Genomic DNA, 18,053 nt, shown 5'->3' with positions numbered 1-18,053 from the left:
CTGATATTGATAATTATCAATACTAATAATCAGAACTAAAAACATGAGCATGATTTATGTAAAGAATAGATTCGATTTCAAATAATGAAGATGTTCTTGTTTGCAATTTTACTTTTTTCTTTTGCCGTAGTTAATCTAGTAAGCTTTGCATCAGCAGAAGAGTATTTTGTTAGTATTCCTTTTGGTGCATACGATCCAACATTTGATACACCTGTTGAAAATTGGTTTGAGCCACCAGTAGCCAAAATCAATGTTGACGATACTGTAACCTGGATTAATGATGATAGGGAGGGCCACACTGTAACAAGTGGTCAAGGGACAGGAAGATTTGGCTGGATGAGTGGAACAAAGTTTGGTGAACCATCTGGAGTATTTGATAGTGGAAGATTTCTAAAGGATGAATCATGGTCTTTTACTTTTTCAAATTCAGGATTATTCAATTATTATTGTACAATCCATCCTTGGATGGAAGGAGTTGTTTTTGTTGGAGAATCTATTCCAGATTATCCTCATGATGCAAACGGTCAAAAGATTGACGAATTTCCAATAATTGGTTATACTCATGATGGTCTAGTAGAGCTTGATCTAACCTGGGAGCCTGATGTAATTCTAACCCATGAAAAAGTTGCATTCATTTATCACACCTATGATCCTGCAACAAATTCTAATCTTGATAAGATGAAATATGATTTCATTTTACTTCAAAGCGGAGTAGAAATATTTCGTGATGAGGGAGTGACCTCAGTTGGAGGAGATTATAGAAATTATATTTTTGACAAGCCAGGCCAAATTGAGATAAGATTTGAAAACATACAAAGTGCCGGAAGCTCAGGTATTGAAAGTGCTGCAAGAGGTCCCGCAGCTGATCTGTCAATGAGAACCATAGTTTTTACTGCCATGGTTTATGATAATACCCAAAAACAAGAGCATCATGAGATAGTTGTTCAGCCTGCAAAGAGGGTAGAATTACAATATGAGATACTGATCTTAATAATTACCATTCCTGGTGCGTTGGCAATTATTGCAGTACTTTACATGATGTATGGAAAAGGAAAAAGATCATTTAGAAAATCAAGTGCGGTTTAGTCATATGATACAGAAAAAAAACGTAACATGGGAAGACATAGAATCTTACTGTTCTATGCTAGAAAATTCAATCAAGAATTTAGGAATTAGTTTTCAGAGTATTTCGACTATCAGCAGGGGAGGTTTAGTTCCTGCTAGATTACTTGCAGACAGACTAGGAATTAAAAAAATTCTTGTTGATGGCAATGTCATTCCAAGGGATTCATTATTTGTAGATGATATCTATGATACAGGAAATACTTTTGAAAAGATTTCACCAAAAGCTGAGGATTTGGAGGGAATGATTTATGCAACTATCTTTGCACGAAAAGGAAAAAAGCTTCCAAAGCAGCTAATTTATGCAAAGATGACAGAAGGTGATGAATACATTGTTTTTCCGTGGGATAGATTTGAACATAAATAATTAATTTGTAATTTTTTCTAATATTTCGTTTGGCTGAAATGGTTTTGCAACATAATCAGTTGCTCCAGCATCCATGCATTCTGAAATAATTTTTTCAGTTCCATTTGCAGTAACCACAATTACTTTGAGTTCAGGGTTTTTTGGCATTATCTCACGCAAAACTGTAATACCATCTTTTTTTGGCATGGCAAGATCTAAAAGTAAAACATCGGGTTTGAATTTGTTAAATTTATCAATTGTATCTTGACCGTCTACTGCTTCTGCAACCAGCTCATGTTTTCCCATAGCAATAACATCTCGCAGTAATACTCGAATTGATTCTGAATCATCAGCTACCATTACTTTGGCCAAGTGAGAATCATCACAATTCTATATTATTAACAAAATATTTGTCAGTTTCGAACAGGCTAGCAACCGATCAGTCTATTATGTCCACTTTTCTGGTTCTTTTTTCCAGATTCTTTTTCCATCAATTACTACTTGATCTTCTTCCTCAAACACTGTATGCCACTTTCCATTGTGAGGAAAGATTTTGTTCATCTGCTCGACTTTATCATTTGTAGGAGCTTTGTTGAGTAAAGCGCCCCATTTCATGTTAGGAATCTTTGGCATGATATCATTAATGTCTCGCATAGTATCACCTTTTTTCTAAACTGAAATTATACCGTTTGCAATCAAGAATTGTAGACCGTTTGCAAAATCTTCATCAGAGATCAAGCCTTCTGACCACCAGCCCGCATTGTTTCTAACCCAATCAGGAATCACAGATTCTCCATTTCCTTTGCTTTGAGTTGTGGGAACCTTGATAATTTTTTCTTTGATCATGTATTCAATGCCTGATGCAAAGTCAGAGTCTCCAATCTGTCCATCAGCCCACCATCCTGCATTGTTTCTAACCCAATCAGGAATAGATACTGCAGATGTTTTTGGGGCAGACATTCCTGTGCTAGGACCGACTTCAATTAATCCAGATCCTATTCCAGCATATTTTTGTTCAAAGTTTATTCCCAAGCCTAACAGAGCAACATCAATTCTATAGCTGTCCTGCTTTGGCAGCTTGATTTTTTGGATATCAATTCCCTCAGAAGCTACTATACCATTAGCTTGTTGAGAATCAGTTCCTCCGGATGTTACAACTTTATTTTTAGAATCAATTACATAGTATGCATAACGAACATCCTTTAGCAGATTTCCTTTTTCATCAAAGAATGTAAACTCAAATGGAATTTCATCATTAACTCCATATCTGCTATCCCAAGATATGTTAACATTGGTTCCAGATTTAGCTCCAGAATCTTTTTTGACTAGATAAAACTCTACAGAGTTCTTTTGTACTTCACTTTGAGGAACTAGCTCAAATTTCATAATGCCACTTTTTTGGTTAGTAGGTCCTAATTTGTTATTGATTCGTTCAAGCTCTGCACCAGTTACTAGAAAATGAACAACGTTGGAATCTTCGTACGAATATGGATCTAACAGTAAGACGCGGTTATCAACTTCTACACCATTAACAAATCCTTTGAATTGTTTACCTTCTGAATATGGAGAGAAGCTCTTTGGCACTCTAATTTCCTCGTGAACAACTTGGACTAGATTAACATATTCTGGATCCCAGTCAAATGGCATATCAAATGAAATAGAATCATCTTTGGTGTCAAAAGAGAAATTATCAACGTGATCATAGTATGTTTTTACAATTACTGGAACTTCTTGTGCATATGCATTTATCACAAAGTCCTGTTCCTGTGCAACACTAACAAATGTATCATAACTTAGAATTTGTGATAGTTGTGTTTTTGGACTGGTTGCTCCTTCAATGTCTACTCGAATGTTATACAGTCCGCCTTTATCAAAAATTGGACCCTTTACGGTTGGTCGTCCTTCGTTTTCTACAAACAATGCTCCAGGTGCACTAACATGTTGTGAACCATAGTAGGTTGTACATCTCCAGAGATCATTCTCAGTACATCCTTGAACTGGTTGAATCTTGACATTCAGAATTCCATCAAGATCATAAAACAAGTTTCGTGCTAATAGATCACCGCTTCGCCAAACTTCTACACGATAGGTGACTTTTTCAAATGTAGTGTCAGTAAGGGTGTCAAAGAATCGAACTTTCATGTTTGCTTCATTGACTTCACCTACAGTAATATCGGCTGGACTAAGTTCAGTACTAACTGTAACTTTCATTCCACCAAAGTTAATTGGCGGTGCCATGTCTCCTCCTAGTCCATGAGCAAATGCTTCATCTGCTATAATTGGAACTGCGATAATTGCAGCTAGTGCAATAAACAATGGTAATTTTGATGACAACTAGAGTAATTAGTCGAAATTCCTTATTTAAGTATACGACGAATTTATCACTTTTAACACTGACATCATGGCAAATTATTATATCTGGTATAGAGTAAAATGACTTGTGAAAATTCTACTAGCAATTTTGTTTGCATCTTTTCTTATATCTCCAGCATTTGCACAATTAAACTCGCAGGTACTTCCAACCGATCAAGGAACATTAAATGTTGATTTCTCAACTTCTCCTGCAAGTCCTAATCCAGGAGATATCACAAAGCTAAGCATTGATTTCCTAAATCCAACTACAAATACTGTTCAAGAGCATATTGATTACAGATTAACAGTTCTCAAAGATGGCGTTACCATGTTTGGGCCAATACCACTAACACATACATCTACTGGTTCCGTAACAATCCCAGTGGAATTTGGACAAAAGGGAACTTATGACGCAGTGATCGAAGTTGAAGGAATTTTGTTTCAGCCAATTCCATTAGAGACTGTAACTTTTGCAGTTGCCGTTGGTGAAGAAGCATCACAATCTATGCCGCCAATTTCTGATGGAAAAGAAGGCGGAGGGTGTCTTATCGCTACTGCGGCATTTGGATCTGAGCTTGCTCCACAGGTGCAACAGCTACGAGAGATTAGAGATAATGTAGTATTATCTACTCATTCAGGTACTGCATTCATGACAGGATTCAACCAGTTGTACTATTCATTTTCACCAACAATAGCTGACTATGAGCGAGAAAATCCAATATTCAAAGAAACAGTAAAGCTTGCAATTACTCCATTGGTATCAACGCTTTCAATTTTGAATTATGTTGATGTTGATTCTGAAGAAGAGATGTTAGGTTATGGAATTGGAATCATTATGCTAAATGCTGGAATCTATATAGGACTACCAACTTTTGCAGTTCTAAAAGTGTACCAGTTTAGAAGAAAATAGCCAAGCCACTTGTAATAATCCTAGGAGAGGTTTTTATGTTACTGGAAGGGGTATTGAAGCAATGAAGACAATAGCTATTAGCTCAATCTTCGTTCTCTTTGCAATTATGGCTGGCGCAACAGTCCCATCAGCATTTGCTGACCATGCAACTGCTACAGTTGAAATGGGTATGGGTTCTAGTGTACCAGGTTGTGAAGAAACAAACGAATGTTACATTCCATATGAAGTAACCGTAGATGTTGGTGGCGAAGTAACATGGGTAAATGATGACGCAGGTCACACAGTAACTGCTGGAGATCTAAATGAAGACAAGGATCTAGTTGGAGTTGATTATCCAAATGGATTTGATAGTGGCTTCTTTACAGCAGGTAATTCATTCTCTCACAAGTTTGAAGTTGCAGGTGATTACCCATACTTTTGTCAAGTACATCCATGGATGGTAGGCATTGTACATGTACAAGCCGAAGAAATGGAAGATGATCACGGTGATGATCACGGTGATGGAATGATGCACATGGAAGGCGATGCCTCAGCTATGGGAATGACCGCAAGCGGATATTCAGTAATGATCTGGGCTGACAAACCAGCAGCAGGTGCAGGACTAGAAATTTCTCTTGAGGTAAAAGATCCTAATGGTATGACAGTGGAACATCTAAACCACGATATCAAAGTAACACAAGCAGGTGCAGTCGTATTAGATGACAAAGGTGCACATCATCATGAGGGAACAGGATCTCACACTACAGCTCCACTAAAGACTGCAGATCCAGTAGATGTTGAAATTACACTACAAGGACTTGGAGTAGGCGAGCTTAGTACAAGAACTGGCCCAATCGGTGAAAAAGTAGTATTTACAAAAGTTGTTCCAGAGTTTGGAGCAATTACAATGTTGATACTCAGTGTTGCCATAATCAGCATCATCGCAGTAACTGCAAAATCTAGAGTTATTCCAAGACTATAGGAATTTTCTCTTTCTTATTTTCTTTTTATCATTGCCACTACTGCTAGTACTACACCTGCGGCACCAAGTGACAATCCAAATATTGCAAAGTCATATGCAGGTCCAACATTATCCAAGTTAGCTCCAGAGCCAGTTTTCAAAGAGTTAATTTCTTTTTGTAGTGATGATATTGCATTTTTCATAGATGTAATGTCTTGATTAGATGAACCAGTAGACGGTGGAAAGTCAAGAACAGCTGTTGTCTCTACATCCTCTACGGGGATTTCAACATCAATTGGTACGCCGTTGATTTCTCCCTTGATGTCAATTAAGATGGAGCCAACTTTGGTTGGAATTACAGGTGAGTAATAATGACCAGGTCTAGGGTCAGAATTAATATCAAGAACTTTTGTTATGCCGCCAAACTTTGCAGTTGCCTCTAGATTTCTAAATGCATTGATTACACCCGACTTTACTCCTTCATTAGCTCCAGATTCAGAGATTTGGAAAACAAAGTCGTTTCTTATTCCTACTACTGGTGGTTCAATGCCCCAACCAACTTCAATTTCATACTGTTCCACATGAACTGTAGTATGGGCAAAAGCAGGCGTAACTCCCATGCCTATAATCAGAACTGCAAATAGCAAAACAAGATGATTCATACTTTAATTCGATGCTCAATCGATTTTAAGATTTCCCGTATCTTGGTACAAACATCGAATATCATGTAAATTGTTTAAATTAGCAGCAGCCAATGGAATAATAAATGAACAAGTTTTTGATGATTCTTTTACTAATTTCAGTAACTAGTCTTCCACTAGCGTATGCTCATCCATTCACAGAGGAAACAAATCCAGCAAGATTTTCAAATGTTGCTGCAGGAACATCTGAAGTCATTGTTTACTATTCAGAAGGAATAGAGCTAAACTTTAGTGTACTCAAAGTGTTAGACAGTAATGGAAATCAAATCGACAATAAAGATACAAAATATTTTGAAGGAGATTATTCATTAATTGTTACAACTCCTCCTCTTGAGGATGGAACATACACAGTAACCAGTAAAGTTCTATCAAAGGTTGATGGACACCTCGTATCAGATGCCATAATCTTTGGAGTAGGTGATGTAGTTATTGACGAGTCAGCAGGTGCATCATCACCAGCTGAATTAATTTTCTTTCCTGAAGCAGGTGCTAGGTTTCCAGGATTAGTTGGACAAACAATAGTCCTAGGGGCAGCAATAGCTTCAATGTTTGTGTGGGGAACACAAAGAAAAGATTTGATAAAAGACGACATGAGCAAGGTCCAAGAGTTTTTTCATGGAAAATTTTTATCAGTTACGGGTTTTGGTCTTTCCATAGTTTTTGCATCAAACATTTTGATGTTAATTGTCCAGTCGCTAAGACTTGAGGCCTCTGCATTTGATGTATTGGAGACATCATTTGGTTTTACATGGATAATTAGAATGGGCATCACAGTCATCCTACTTGGAATTTGGTTTGCAATGGACAGGATGGGAGCACTTTCTTTCAAAAAACAGATACCGCTTTTGATATTGTCCTTGGCACTGATTGCAACTACAACAATGTTAGGACATGGAATGGCAAGTGAACAGATGCCTGCTGTTGTATTAGATTATGTTCATAATTTGGTTTCAGCCGCATGGATTGGAGGAATAATCTTCTTTGTCTTTGTTCTGCTTCCAACTTTTGGAAGACTAGAGGAAACGAAACGAGAGATAATGTCAGTTCTTGCCATACCAAGATTCTCAATAATGATTGTAATTTCAGTTGGAATAGTGATTGTTTCAGGCCCCACCTTGCTGTGGTTGCTTGAGAGCAACATTGGAATCATTACAGAATCAACCTATGGCAAGCTAATCATGGCAAAGATACTGCTTGCAGCAGCCATGATTGCCATGGGCGGATATTACCAATTTGGAGTAATGAAGGATGCCGAATCTAAGATTAAATCAAAAACTGTCAAGGTTCACAAAAAATTAAGCAAGTACCTAAAGGCAGAAGCTGTCTTAGGCATTGCACTTTTGGGAGTTGTTGCTTTGCTTACTAATGGAACGCTACCAGCAGGTGAGATTCAAACTGTTTCTGCAGAGCAAATTAATTTTGGTTTAATCTCATCAGAATTCTCTGATACGATAAGATTTGATGTGGAAATTTTACCATTTGTTACAGGTTCCAATACGATATGGGTCACAGTATCAGATGTTTCAGGAAAAGCTGTTGTAGATCTTGACGAGGTAAAGATCAAAGTATCTAATCCTCAACGGGGAGTATCACCAATTGAGATCCCCACAGAAAAGATCAGTCAAAATGAATCTGGAGAAAAATTCAGGGGAGATATCACGTTTGGATTCTCAGGCACTTGGCAGGTTGAGATTGAAGCAAAGCGTACTGAAAGTGCAAACGAAAGTGTAATCATGAATCCATTTGTGAAACCGAGATTAGCTGATCTCAAAGCAGATGTTATAGAATATCAATTTCCAGAGCCAGGAGCTCCGTTGTATCCAGTCTTTGATGGGGCAGGAAACATTTGGATTAGTGATTCATCAGCGCCAAGAGTTTGGAAGTTTGCAATAGAAACACAAGAGTTTGAAAAGTTTGAATTTGATGGCAAGTCATCAATTACATTAGCAGTTGATAATGATGGAAAGATTTGGTTTACTGACATTCCAGGAAGTCAAATTGGTTTCATTGATCCAAAATCACAACAGGTATCATTAGTTGAGCTGCCAAAATTAAAACCACTTACACAGGATTCATTTCCAATTGCTTTGGCTGCAGATTTGAATAATGACATCTGGATTTCAATTGTAAACAAGAATGTCTTGTTACGATATGATCAGGAAACGAAAAACTTTGAGGAGTTTGGCCTTCCTACTGCAGATTCAGCACCTTTTGCTCTAGCATCTGATGCCAAGGGAAAGGTGTGGTTCTCACAGCAGGTTTCAGGACAGATAGGATACATCATTCCAGAGACTGGTGAGATTAGAGAAATAAAGCCAAGGACGCCTCTCTCTACACCTGAAACATTGACATTTGATGCACAGGGAAACATCTGGATTGCAGAACACCAAGCTGGAGGATACATTACAAAGTTTAACCCAGATCTAGAGACTTTTTCAAAATATTCGGTTCCAGATTCTAATGCATTTCCAAATGGTGTTGTATTTGATAGATACCAAAACGCTTGGTTTGCAGAGCATACAGTAGACAAGCTAGGAGTGTTTAATCCAGACACCAAACAATTCATCGAGGTTCCCATTCCAACATCAGAGTCTTGGATACAGTTTACCACATCTGATAGTAATCAAGACATCTGGTTTGTAGAACAAAAGCCATACAAGCTTGGAAAAGTAGAGCTAACAGAGCTTCCAAATACCAGTACAGTACGAATTGATGAATCAGAATTTTCATTGAGATATTCTGAAATTGCTTCACCACTAATTGCAATGGGGGTAATTGCAACATCACTCTTCTTTGTCAAAAATGTATACGATAAGAGAAGAATAAACTCACTTGTTGATTCAGAATAATCGTTTCAGCCTTCTACCAACTAATAGAATTGGCAACAAAGACGCCAACAAAACTAGTCCTGCAATTTCTCCAAATTCAGGAACAACAACGACTCCAAATTCTGTTTCATATCCAGTATTTCGAATGTTTTCAAATCGAATTATTGTTGGACCTGTCTGGTCTTCTGAGAATGTATAGTCTTCAAATGCGCCACCAACTGCGGCGTTTCCGCTGTTTCTATGAATCTCGTTTCCATTTTGAATAATTACAAAATCATATGTTGATTGCCTCATTGGCTCACCAGTTCTTCCATCACGTATGGTAAACACAAATTTCGTTTTTTGATCGGGACTTATCTCTGGTGGATCCCAAGACAGATCAACTTGAAGCTCTTCATTTTTTGTCATTGCAATCATAGGGAAAGCAGATTTTTCGCTTTTCGTTAATGAAAAGATCATCTTATCAGGAATCTCTTGCTTGTTTTTTTGCATCTCATTTTTTACGTATTTCAAATGATCCCCAAGTAAGACAAAATGAACAATTCGCTCATCCTCCTCAGTATAGTCATCAATGGTAATTGATGACTTGAACAGCTCAATTCCGTTTACTTTACCTACATAGCTGGGACTCCAAAATTCGACAAAATCCTTTGGAAAGTGAACTTCTTCATGAACTACAGGAATGTGCGAGATGGTGCCATCACTCCAGTCAAAGGGCATCTCAAACTCTACTAGCTCATTTTCAGGCTCGTATCTGAACTCATTGATGCTATCAAAGTATGATTTCATCCTAAAATTTACGTCATTACCTTTACTGTCCTTTTGTGGATGAGTGCTTACTTCTATCACACTAACATCTGCAGAATAGGTCTTTTCGTTTTCAATGATATTTGTTGGCTCATCAATTGTTCTAATCTCAATCTCAAATTGGTATAATCCTCCTGACTCGAATACTGGACCACTAATGGTTACAGGTTGTGAATCTGTGCCATGCCATGCACCCAAAAGCGAATCCTGATTTCCAGTAATTTTGATCGTCTCATCATCTGTAGGATTTAGAATTATAGTTGTCACACCATTTGGTGCAAAGAAATAATTTCGAAAAATCATTTCATCGTCATGAAATAGTCCTACGAGAAACGTAACATTTTGAGCAGGTTCCTTACTTTTTTGATCAGTTGCAGTAATTGTTAGTTGTGCATCTTTCTCAGGATCAAAATCAGTTGGCATTTCTATAGTAATTGATAATTTTTTGTCATTGATTGTAACATCTGAGATTGTATCAAGACCAAAACCATGACCAAACACTTGTGGTACTAGTGGAAAAAACACTACGGATAATGTAAAAAGAACAATGAATTGATTCAAGCTATCGCCTCTGGAATAGCTCTTTTACCTTTTGTATTAAATCGTTCAGATTGTCTGTCTCAAGAAGCGGTTGTAATTCGTTGGGACTTGCAGCACCCAATGCGGCAAGTGAGTATACATAATCAATTGTCGGGATTTCAGAGATTAAGCTGTATTGTACAAGTATTTGATCCAGTTCAAATGGGTTTAGAACACGTGGCAGTGCTTGCAAGATGATTTTTTCTTTCCACAGTTCCACCAGTTCTTTCCATTGATCAAGCTTTATCGTTTCAGTAATCTCTGGAATCATTTGAATCTCAGCGCGGATGTAGAGCTTTTCATTGATTCCAATTTTTTCATGTAATTGCCCCATTCTCTCCAATCCTTCTTCAGAGTTTGGATCATAGTCATATGGTAATGATACTGCAGGCTCGATTATTTTTTTAATCTTGAACTTGCCCCTTCCTACTGTCTCTATGGAAAGATGTCTGCCAGCAATGTCAATGTCTTGGCATTTTGTGATCTTTGCTATTGTTCCAATGCTATGTGGTGCCTGCCATCCTTGAATTTTTTCAGAATCATCAATCAGGCACACACCAAATTGTCCATCGCCTAGCATGCAATCATCTACAAGCTGCTTGTATCGCGGCTCAAAAATTCTAAGCGGTAATTCCTGACCAGGAAATAGTACTAGATCTAATGGGAATATTGGGATAGTCTTGATGCTCAATACTCACAGTATCTATTCATTGGATATATGACTGTCAGTTTTAGGAGCCAGGATATCCCATGGCACATAGAGGCAGTGAAGACGCCCAGAGATTAAAGAGGCTATCCATGTTGTTAAAGTCCAAATTCTTCTTGAATGCATCAAGGCTACAATCAATTGAAACATCTTTTAGATCAGACTCTGCAATTTCTCCACCTGAATAATGAACAGCAATTATCTTTGGCCAGAGTGGTACCTCGTCAGGGTTGAGTTGTCCTCCTGAATCATTTTCTTCAAACTCATTGAATAGTGCTATAGCTACTGCATCAATGTCTAGTTCTGCACCATTGAACATCTCATCATTGTAGATCAAACCGTTTAGTACATCTGCCAACACCAAGGAATCAACGCTTTGATTCAGCTCAAGATTAGCTAGAATATTTTTGATTGTATCAGGCTTGATTTGATTGTTAATGTCAACTTTTTCTAAGATCACTCCAAGTGTAACAGGATCAATTTTTTCATAGCTAAGTAGTATCTCTTCTAATGAAGAAAAGATTGCCTCAGAGTCTATGTTTTCATTATTAGACAGATTTTGTAATATTGCATCAATTTTTTCAGTATTGATGACATTTTGTGAATCAAGATTATCAAAGATTTCCTCAAATGCATCTGCATCAATTTCAATACCAAAATCACGTTTTTCAATGATTCGTGATAACGTCTGAGAGTCAATGTTACCAAATCCATTTGTTACTCCCTGTACTATTGATACCAAAGTTTCGTCATCTGTGTCATAATGTAAGGCAGTATTTTCAAGAATCTGATACAGTATATCTGAATCAAGATTATGGTTTGATTGTAATTGATTTAAGATTCGTAGCAAGGCATCAACATCAATTGAGGTTGAAGGTCCTTCTACCATCGATATTGAATTTGAAAAGAGATTAGTCATGTAGACCTCGTTTGTAAATGGATTTACGGCAATTCCTCTAGGAGCAATATCGGTCTGAATTACATTGGATATCTCATTTGTCTGACCATCAATTACTGAAATTGTGCCAGTATTCTCATTTGCAACAAATATGGAATCAGTCAGTGGATTTACAGCAATTCCCCAGATGCCTGAGCCAACTACAATTGAATTCTCAATTGCATTGAGGTTTCCATCGATTATGGTTACTTTGTCGGAATCCCATCCGGTAACGTAAACCTTGTTTGTAAAAGAGTTTACATCAACTCCCCAAGGGCCTGCGTTAACCGTTATTTCTTGAATTTTTGTATTTGTATTTCCATCAATGACTGTCACAGTATCGGACAAACTGTTTGCAACATATACAATGTTGGTATTAGTATTGATGCTAATTCCCCATGAACCGCTACCCACTGGAATTGTTTCTACAACTTGATTTGTGCTTGCATCAATTACCGATACAGTGTTTGAGAAGAGATTTGTTGTGTAAACAAAGTTTGTGTTAGGATTAATCGTTATTGCCCATGGTCCACTTTGTACTGGAATGGTTGCCACAACATTGTTTGTTAGACCGTCAATTACTGATACAGAATCGGTAAATCTTTGTGTTACATAGATTAGATTGTTGTATGGGTTTACCGCTATTCTTGCGGCTCCTCCTGTAAGAAATAATCCTCCATCTAATTCAACTGTATCTTGAAGAGTGTTTGTTTGACCATCAATTACTGAAATTGTATCTGAAACATAATTTGCAACATAAACTGTATTTGTGTAAGGGTTGATTCCAAGACCACGCGGTCCTTCACCAACATTTACTCCAGCATTCTCACCAGATGCATCCATGAATACAAAGTAAGAACCAGAAATTGTTGCAGTAATTCCAGCTATAACTAAAAGAATTACAGTTCTTTCAGAAAAGCCGCTAGTATTACTGGCCAAAAATTTTCCTCCAGTGCACACTGGAAGAAAGTTTTACAGTGATTGGAAATTCTAAGACACAATAATGTGTCAATTCCATACTGCCTTCTCGATAAATAGAGTACCCCTCCATCATGCCCAATTGCCCTGAACGGGCTTATTCTATAAAATATCAGGCATATTTACCAAGTTTTTAGATCCAATTTGGCACATCCAAAGGATTCAAGAGTCCTTTTGGTATTGATTATCTCTGTCTTAGAACTTTGTTTAGAACCAATGGTACTGCAGAACGATCAAAGGGTTTTACAACATAATCCCTTGCCCCAAGACGCATAGCATCCTGGACAATGTCTTTTTGTTCAACAGAAGTCACCATGACTATTTTTGCTGCTGGATTAATCTTCATTATTGCACGCAAGGCCTGGATGCCGTCTGCTCTTGGCATGTTTACATCCATTGTAACAAGATCAGGTTTGTGTTGTTGGTATGCTTTGACACCTTCAACTCCATCACCTGCTTCTAAGATCTCCCCTGCCAAACCGTTCTTTTTTACAATATCTTTGAGTAATGTTCGCATAAATGATGCGTCATCAACGATGAGTACTTTAGGAGCACGGCTACTCATGGTACAATCCTCGCATTACTTTTGTTCCTGAATTAAAGTAATATCCCTGAGTATGTCCAGAGCGAACATACATTTTAAAAAAATTCTTAAACGAATTTTTTGCAATTTTTGAAGACTTGATTAAATTCAAGAAGAGTCTCCCCTTGCTTTTATGTAAATTCGCTCCCTTGGGTATAATGGAAGAAATAGACTAGTACCGATTGTCCCAAGCATTGATTCATCCATTCCTAAAATCAGATGCCCCTCTTGTTTCAATGATTTATGGAATTTTTTGAATAATAATTCTTGAGCATCACGACTATAATAGATTAGCAAATTTCTACACACAACAAGATCCATTGAGGAAATGTCAACGGAACTTACATCCCCTACAATAAAATCAACATTTTGTTTTAGAACATCTCTTACTTGGTAGAGTTCATCATCTAATTTTTGAAAATATTTTGGAAATAGCTCAGTCGGAATGTTACTAAGACTTTTTGGATCATATTTTCCAGTCTCTGCAATACTAATTGAGACCCTATTCATATCAGTCGAGGTAATTTTAAAATGAATTTTTTTGGCTCCAATTGCTTCATTGAGCATTATTGCAAGGCTGTATGGTTCTTGACCTGTTGCACATCCTGCACTCCAAACTTGGATGGTTTCATTGGTATTGATTTTTTCAATCATTGATGGAAGAATATTTGCGCGAAAAGTTTCCCATACGTTTGGATCTCTGAAGCATTTTGTTACATTGATTGATAAGGAGTTGTACAGGTTAAGTGGCTCTAGAGGATCCTCATCTAACAGTCTGGCATATTCTGAGCCTTCTCTAATTCCCTTGAGCTGCATTCTTGCATTAATTCTCCTTGATATGAAGGGCAGTTTGAAATCAGAGAGATCAATTCCCACATTATCCTTCATGATATTACTGATCAGAGAGATCTCTTTTTCAGAAAAAGTGACATTAGCTAGCATGTTTTTCCTCCTTTAAGGCATCCTCTACAAGTGAATCTAGCTCAGAGTTTTGGCCTCCAATAAAATATTCTTCCTCGTGTTTTTCTACAGAATTTTTAGAATTTTGATGTTTTAGTAATTCACGTATATGAAGAATATCCTGCAAGATCATCATGTGAATTTTTATTCCGCTTTCTTCTCCCACAAATTCTGCATCGGTAATCACTACAGTATCAATTGGGTTTGCTATGTTTTTTGCACAGACGCTTACCAATGATGGAAGTTCTCCTTTTGCAAAATCAGGCGTAGATAGTTCTACCCTAAACCCTGTACAACTTGACATTGCATTAAAAAATGAGCCGGTCATGATGTTTGCCACTTCTTGTATTGCAGATGTACTTAGATCATCTAGCTCATCAATTGGTTGATCAAGGAGTTTTGCGGCAATTTTTTTTGCATATTTTATCTTGATTGTATAACAAATTTCAATGTGTGTGTCGCCTTTTCCGTTGAGGCTAATTCCGCACATCTTTATCTCATCATCAGGAATTTTAGTCTCTTTTATGTTACAAATTCCATCATCAAGTATCTTCACTTTGTGAAAAATTGATTCTGAAAATAATGTGGATAATGCAGAAGAGGTCTTTGCTGTGATGTATTCATTAAATGTATTTTCTAGTTTTGTAATTTCATCTGGCTCTAGTTTTGTTAACTGCGTCAAGAAAAAGCTCCTATACTAATAATGCTGGATCTAAAATTAGTGCAACACGTCCGTCAGGCAATATGGTAGCATTAGTAAATGAATCAGAAGAACTCGAAGTGTCAGTTAAACGTTTTACAACTATCTCTTGTTTTCTATCAAAGGAGTCAACTACCAAGCCGTATGGCTTTCCATTTTTGTTTATTATAACAACAGTAAGAGTTTCTTTGGTAGTGTTTTCATCATTTTGAATTCCTAATAATGTTGCAACATTAACCAACGGTACCACTTCATCTCGTAGCTGAAAGACATTCATTCCATGAACACTTTGTATTTTCTCACGTGGAACCTTGACAGTGGTTGTAATGCTAGATAGTGGTAGAACATATTTTTGATTTGAGACATTTACAAGTAATCCGCCCATTATTGATACGCTCAGTGGGATGGTGAGAGTCATGCATGTGCCTTTTCCCTCCTCTGTCGTAATTTTCACACTGCCTCCAACCTCTTCTACCTGCCTAATCACAACATCCATGCCAACGCCTCTGCCTGAGATATCGGTGACTTCTTTTGCAGTTGATAGTCCAGGCGTTCCAAGTAATGCAATTGCCTCATCCTTACTCATGGATTTTGCCTCTTCAGCAGAAATCAGACCATTCTCTATGGCCTTATTTTTGAGACGCTCAAGATTAATTCCTCTGCCGTCATCTTGTATCTTAATCTCAATCTGATCACCCACTCTGGATGCAGTCAATGAGATAGTTCCGGAAGGGGGTTTGCCAGCTGCGGTTCTTTCAGATGGGGTTTCAAGTCCGTGATCGACGCAGTTTCGAAGTATGTGTAATAGTGGATCAGTAATTGAATCCAAAATTGTTCTATCAAGCTCAATGCCTCCACTTTTCATGTCTAGATCAATTTCTTTGCCCAAAGATTTTGAGGTGTCACGTACGAGTCTCGTAAAACGACTAAAGATTTGATCAATTGGTACTAATCTAATCTTCATTGATTGATATTGTAAATCAGTGATGAGTCTGTCAAGCTCCATCATTATCTGTCGCGATTCTTCTGAACGATTTTGGTTTACAATTTTCTCCATACGCATTTTTGATATGACTAGTTCGCCAACTAGATTGACCAGCGAATCAAGATCTGACATTTTTACTCGAATTGTTGGGGATTTGCTTGATACAGAATCTGTTGATGCTATGTTTTGTGCAGAATCAGGATTTTCAAGCATGTTAAGATATGGAGCAAGATCTACCTTTTTGTTCTCATCAGAGATGAATTGTTGAAGCAAATCAACGCATTTGAAAAGCGCACTAGCAAGATTTTGAGTAAGCTTTGATTCTCCTTTTCTAATATTATCAAAGATATTTTCAATGTTTTTGCATAGTTCACGTGTTTGATCATATCCCATAGTAGCTGCCATACCTTTGATGGTATGCGCTGAGCGAAAAATGAGATCTAGATGTTCTCTAACGTTAGGTTCTTCTTCAAGCTTTAGCAAGGCATCATTGATAATTTCCACATGCTCTAGTGCTTCAGATACATACATTTCACGATAATTATTTTCTGACAAGTTTTTCCACTCCTTGACAAATTGCGTTAGGTATTTTTTCAGTAGAGAGTGATTGATCAACTGCATTAAGCTCAGCTGCTGCTTTGGGCATTCCATAAACTACAGCAGAAGTACTATTTTGTGCGATAGTGTTTCCTCCACGTTTCTTAATCGCCTTCATTCCAAAGCCTCCATCATGTCCCATTCCTGTGAGTAAAACTCCAAGGGTGTTTGTACCAAATACCTCAGATGCTGAGACCATAGTCATATTCACCGAAGGGCGAACGCCAAACCTCTTTGGTCCAGTGATGAGCTTTACCCTTCTGTTTGGTTCAACAATCATGTGATAGTCTCCAGGTGCAACCAAAGCCACTCCATTTCTAATCAAGTCACCATCTTTTGCTTCAGATACAGATAGAGAGGAACAATCATCCAGTCGCTTTGCAAATTGAGTAGTGAATCCCTTTGGCATGTGTTGAACAACAAGAATTCCTGCATTGATATCCTCAGGCAGTGCGCTGATGATTGATTGGACTACTTTGGGACCTCCCGTAGAAGAGCCAATTACTATAACCCTTTCAGCAGCGTCTGCAGTGATAATTGCTTTTTGTTTTGGTTTGAGTTTAGTAATATTTTGAGAGATTAATTGAATTGGATCAGACTTTGAAGCAATCTCTATTTTAGAGATCAAGGAAGATTTTAGCTCATTCATGTTTACTGATGGGGTTTGTGGAATGGGAACAAAATCCAGTGCCCCGTTTTCGAGTGCATCTAAAACTACCTTTGCTCCATCCTGCGAAAAACTGCTAACAATGATTATTGGAACTAATTTGTTTTGTTTAACAACTTCTTCGATGAATGTAAGACCATCCATTTTTGGCATTTCCAAATCTAATAAGATTACATCGGGTTTGGATGAGTCAAGTCGTCGTAGTGCTTCTGCGCCATCTTTGGCAGTATTTGTAACTTTAATTTTTTCATGAGATATTAAATCAATAAGAAGTTGTGTCATGTATCGTGAATCATTGACAACCCATACGTTGATCTGGTTTTCAACAGACTTTGTCATCATGATAACATTACCC

Annotated in this window: 17 protein-coding genes; 5 read left to right on the top strand and 12 right to left on the bottom strand. The window is 37.5% G+C overall.

What is annotated here, in order from left to right:
* Window positions 1-81 precede the first annotated feature (81 nt).
* The gene (locus DWQ18_01110; GenBank protein RDJ34567.1) at window positions 82-1,086 is read left to right on the top strand and encodes a hypothetical protein; all 1,005 of its coding nucleotides are present in this window, start codon (window positions 82-84) and stop codon (window positions 1,084-1,086) included.
* 4 nt (window positions 1,087-1,090) lie between these two features.
* Window positions 1,091-1,489, top strand: coding sequence for a phosphoribosyltransferase (locus tag DWQ18_01105; GenBank protein RDJ34566.1), 399 nt, complete (start codon window positions 1,091-1,093; stop codon window positions 1,487-1,489).
* On the opposite strand, the gene DWQ18_01100 is transcribed toward DWQ18_01105, so the two are convergent.
* From DWQ18_01100 to DWQ18_01090, 3 genes are all read right to left on the bottom strand, one after another.
* Window positions 1,490-1,840 carry a response regulator gene (locus DWQ18_01100; protein ID RDJ34565.1) on the bottom strand — a complete coding sequence of 117 codons (351 nt, stop codon included), beginning with the start codon at window positions 1,838-1,840 and terminating at the stop codon, window positions 1,490-1,492. It lies immediately after the preceding gene.
* A 75-nt stretch (window positions 1,841-1,915) separates the two neighbouring features.
* Window positions 1,916-2,122, bottom strand: coding sequence for a hypothetical protein (locus DWQ18_01095; GenBank protein ID RDJ34564.1), 207 nt, complete (start codon window positions 2,120-2,122; stop codon window positions 1,916-1,918).
* A 15-nt stretch (window positions 2,123-2,137) separates the two neighbouring features.
* Window positions 2,138-3,802: a peptidase gene (locus DWQ18_01090; GenBank protein RDJ34563.1), complete on the bottom strand. Its 1,665-nt coding sequence runs from the start codon at window positions 3,800-3,802 to the stop codon at window positions 2,138-2,140.
* A 106-nt stretch (window positions 3,803-3,908) separates the two neighbouring features.
* On the opposite strand from DWQ18_01090, the gene DWQ18_01085 reads away from it, so the two are divergent.
* Window positions 3,909-4,730: a copper-binding protein gene (locus DWQ18_01085; protein ID RDJ34562.1), complete on the top strand. Its 822-nt coding sequence runs from the start codon at window positions 3,909-3,911 to the stop codon at window positions 4,728-4,730.
* 103 nt (window positions 4,731-4,833) lie between these two features.
* The gene (locus DWQ18_01080) at window positions 4,834-5,691 is read left to right on the top strand and encodes a PEFG-CTERM sorting domain-containing protein (GenBank protein ID RDJ34675.1); all 858 of its coding nucleotides are present in this window, start codon (window positions 4,834-4,836) and stop codon (window positions 5,689-5,691) included.
* 14 nt (window positions 5,692-5,705) lie between these two features.
* Here DWQ18_01080 and DWQ18_01075 read toward each other — a convergent pair whose 3' ends face one another.
* Window positions 5,706-6,332: a hypothetical protein gene (locus tag DWQ18_01075; protein RDJ34561.1), complete on the bottom strand. Its 627-nt coding sequence runs from the start codon at window positions 6,330-6,332 to the stop codon at window positions 5,706-5,708.
* Between the two features lie 104 nt (window positions 6,333-6,436).
* Between DWQ18_01075 and DWQ18_01070 the strand changes: the two genes are divergently transcribed.
* Entirely contained in the window at window positions 6,437-9,220 is a 2,784-nt protein-coding gene (locus tag DWQ18_01070) for a copper resistance protein CopD (GenBank protein ID RDJ34560.1), read from the top strand.
* Here DWQ18_01070 and DWQ18_01065 read toward each other — a convergent pair.
* The 8 genes from DWQ18_01065 to DWQ18_01030 form a co-directional block, all read right to left on the bottom strand.
* A complete protein-coding gene (locus DWQ18_01065) occupies window positions 9,212-10,429 on the bottom strand; it encodes a PEFG-CTERM sorting domain-containing protein (GenBank protein RDJ34674.1) in 1,218 nt (405 codons plus the stop codon). The genes DWQ18_01070 and DWQ18_01065 overlap by 9 nt on opposite strands.
* Before the next feature lie 139 nt (window positions 10,430-10,568).
* The gene (locus tag DWQ18_01060; GenBank protein RDJ34559.1) at window positions 10,569-11,276 is read right to left on the bottom strand and encodes an LON domain containing protein; all 708 of its coding nucleotides are present in this window, start codon (window positions 11,274-11,276) and stop codon (window positions 10,569-10,571) included.
* A gap of 40 nt (window positions 11,277-11,316) precedes the next feature.
* A complete protein-coding gene (locus tag DWQ18_01055; protein RDJ34558.1) occupies window positions 11,317-13,188 on the bottom strand; it encodes a hypothetical protein in 1,872 nt (623 codons plus the stop codon).
* Between the two features lie 202 nt (window positions 13,189-13,390).
* The gene (locus DWQ18_01050; protein ID RDJ34557.1) at window positions 13,391-13,771 is read right to left on the bottom strand and encodes a response regulator; all 381 of its coding nucleotides are present in this window, start codon (window positions 13,769-13,771) and stop codon (window positions 13,391-13,393) included.
* 126 nt (window positions 13,772-13,897) lie between these two features.
* Window positions 13,898-14,731, bottom strand: a complete 834-nt coding sequence (locus DWQ18_01045) for a protein-glutamate O-methyltransferase CheR (protein ID RDJ34556.1) — start codon at window positions 14,729-14,731, stop codon at window positions 13,898-13,900.
* Window positions 14,721-15,431 (bottom strand): chemotaxis protein CheC, encoded by a 711-nt coding sequence (locus DWQ18_01040; GenBank protein ID RDJ34555.1) that lies wholly within the window; start codon window positions 15,429-15,431, stop codon window positions 14,721-14,723. The genes DWQ18_01045 and DWQ18_01040 overlap by 11 nt, the downstream gene beginning before the upstream one ends.
* A 10-nt stretch (window positions 15,432-15,441) precedes the next feature.
* On the bottom strand, window positions 15,442-17,085 hold the full coding sequence (locus tag DWQ18_01035; protein ID RDJ34554.1) for a chemotaxis protein CheA: 1,644 nt from the start codon (window positions 17,083-17,085) through the stop codon (window positions 15,442-15,444).
* Complete coding sequence (locus DWQ18_01030) at window positions 16,976-18,037, bottom strand: chemotaxis-specific protein-glutamate methyltransferase CheB (GenBank protein ID RDJ34673.1); 1,062 nt, start codon at window positions 18,035-18,037, stop codon at window positions 16,976-16,978. The genes DWQ18_01035 and DWQ18_01030 overlap by 110 nt, the downstream gene beginning before the upstream one ends.
* Window positions 18,038-18,053 lie beyond the last annotated feature (16 nt).

The sequence above is a fragment of the Thermoproteota archaeon genome, assembly GCA_003352285.1.
In the GTDB taxonomy this organism is placed as follows: Archaea; Thermoproteota; Nitrososphaeria; order Nitrososphaerales; family Nitrosopumilaceae; genus PXYB01.
This window is presented reverse-complemented; position numbering and strand designations above follow the sequence as displayed.

Bases quoted from the DNA above. Each gene is read 5' to 3' on its own strand.
- DWQ18_01105 (RDJ34566.1), top strand. From the start codon at position 1,091: ATGATACAGAAAAAAAACGTAACATGGGAAGACATAGAATCTTACTGT.
- DWQ18_01095 (RDJ34564.1), bottom strand. From the start codon at position 2,122: ATGCGAGACATTAATGATATCATGCCAAAGATTCCTAACATGAAATGG.
- DWQ18_01075 (RDJ34561.1), bottom strand. From the start codon at position 6,332: ATGAATCATCTTGTTTTGCTATTTGCAGTTCTGATTATAGGCATGGGA.
- DWQ18_01070 (RDJ34560.1), top strand. From the start codon at position 6,437: ATGAACAAGTTTTTGATGATTCTTTTACTAATTTCAGTAACTAGTCTT.
- DWQ18_01065 (RDJ34674.1), bottom strand. From the start codon at position 10,429: ATGCCAACTGATTTTGATCCTGAGAAAGATGCACAACTAACAATTACT.
- DWQ18_01050 (RDJ34557.1), bottom strand. From the start codon at position 13,771: ATGAGTAGCCGTGCTCCTAAAGTACTCATCGTTGATGACGCATCATTT.
- DWQ18_01045 (RDJ34556.1), bottom strand. From the start codon at position 14,731: ATGCTAGCTAATGTCACTTTTTCTGAAAAAGAGATCTCTCTGATCAGT.
- DWQ18_01035 (RDJ34554.1), bottom strand. From the start codon at position 17,085: ATGGAATGCCCAAAGCAGCAGCTGAGCTTAATGCAGTTGATCAATCAC.
- DWQ18_01030 (RDJ34673.1), bottom strand. From the start codon at position 18,037: ATGACAAAGTCTGTTGAAAACCAGATCAACGTATGGGTTGTCAATGAT.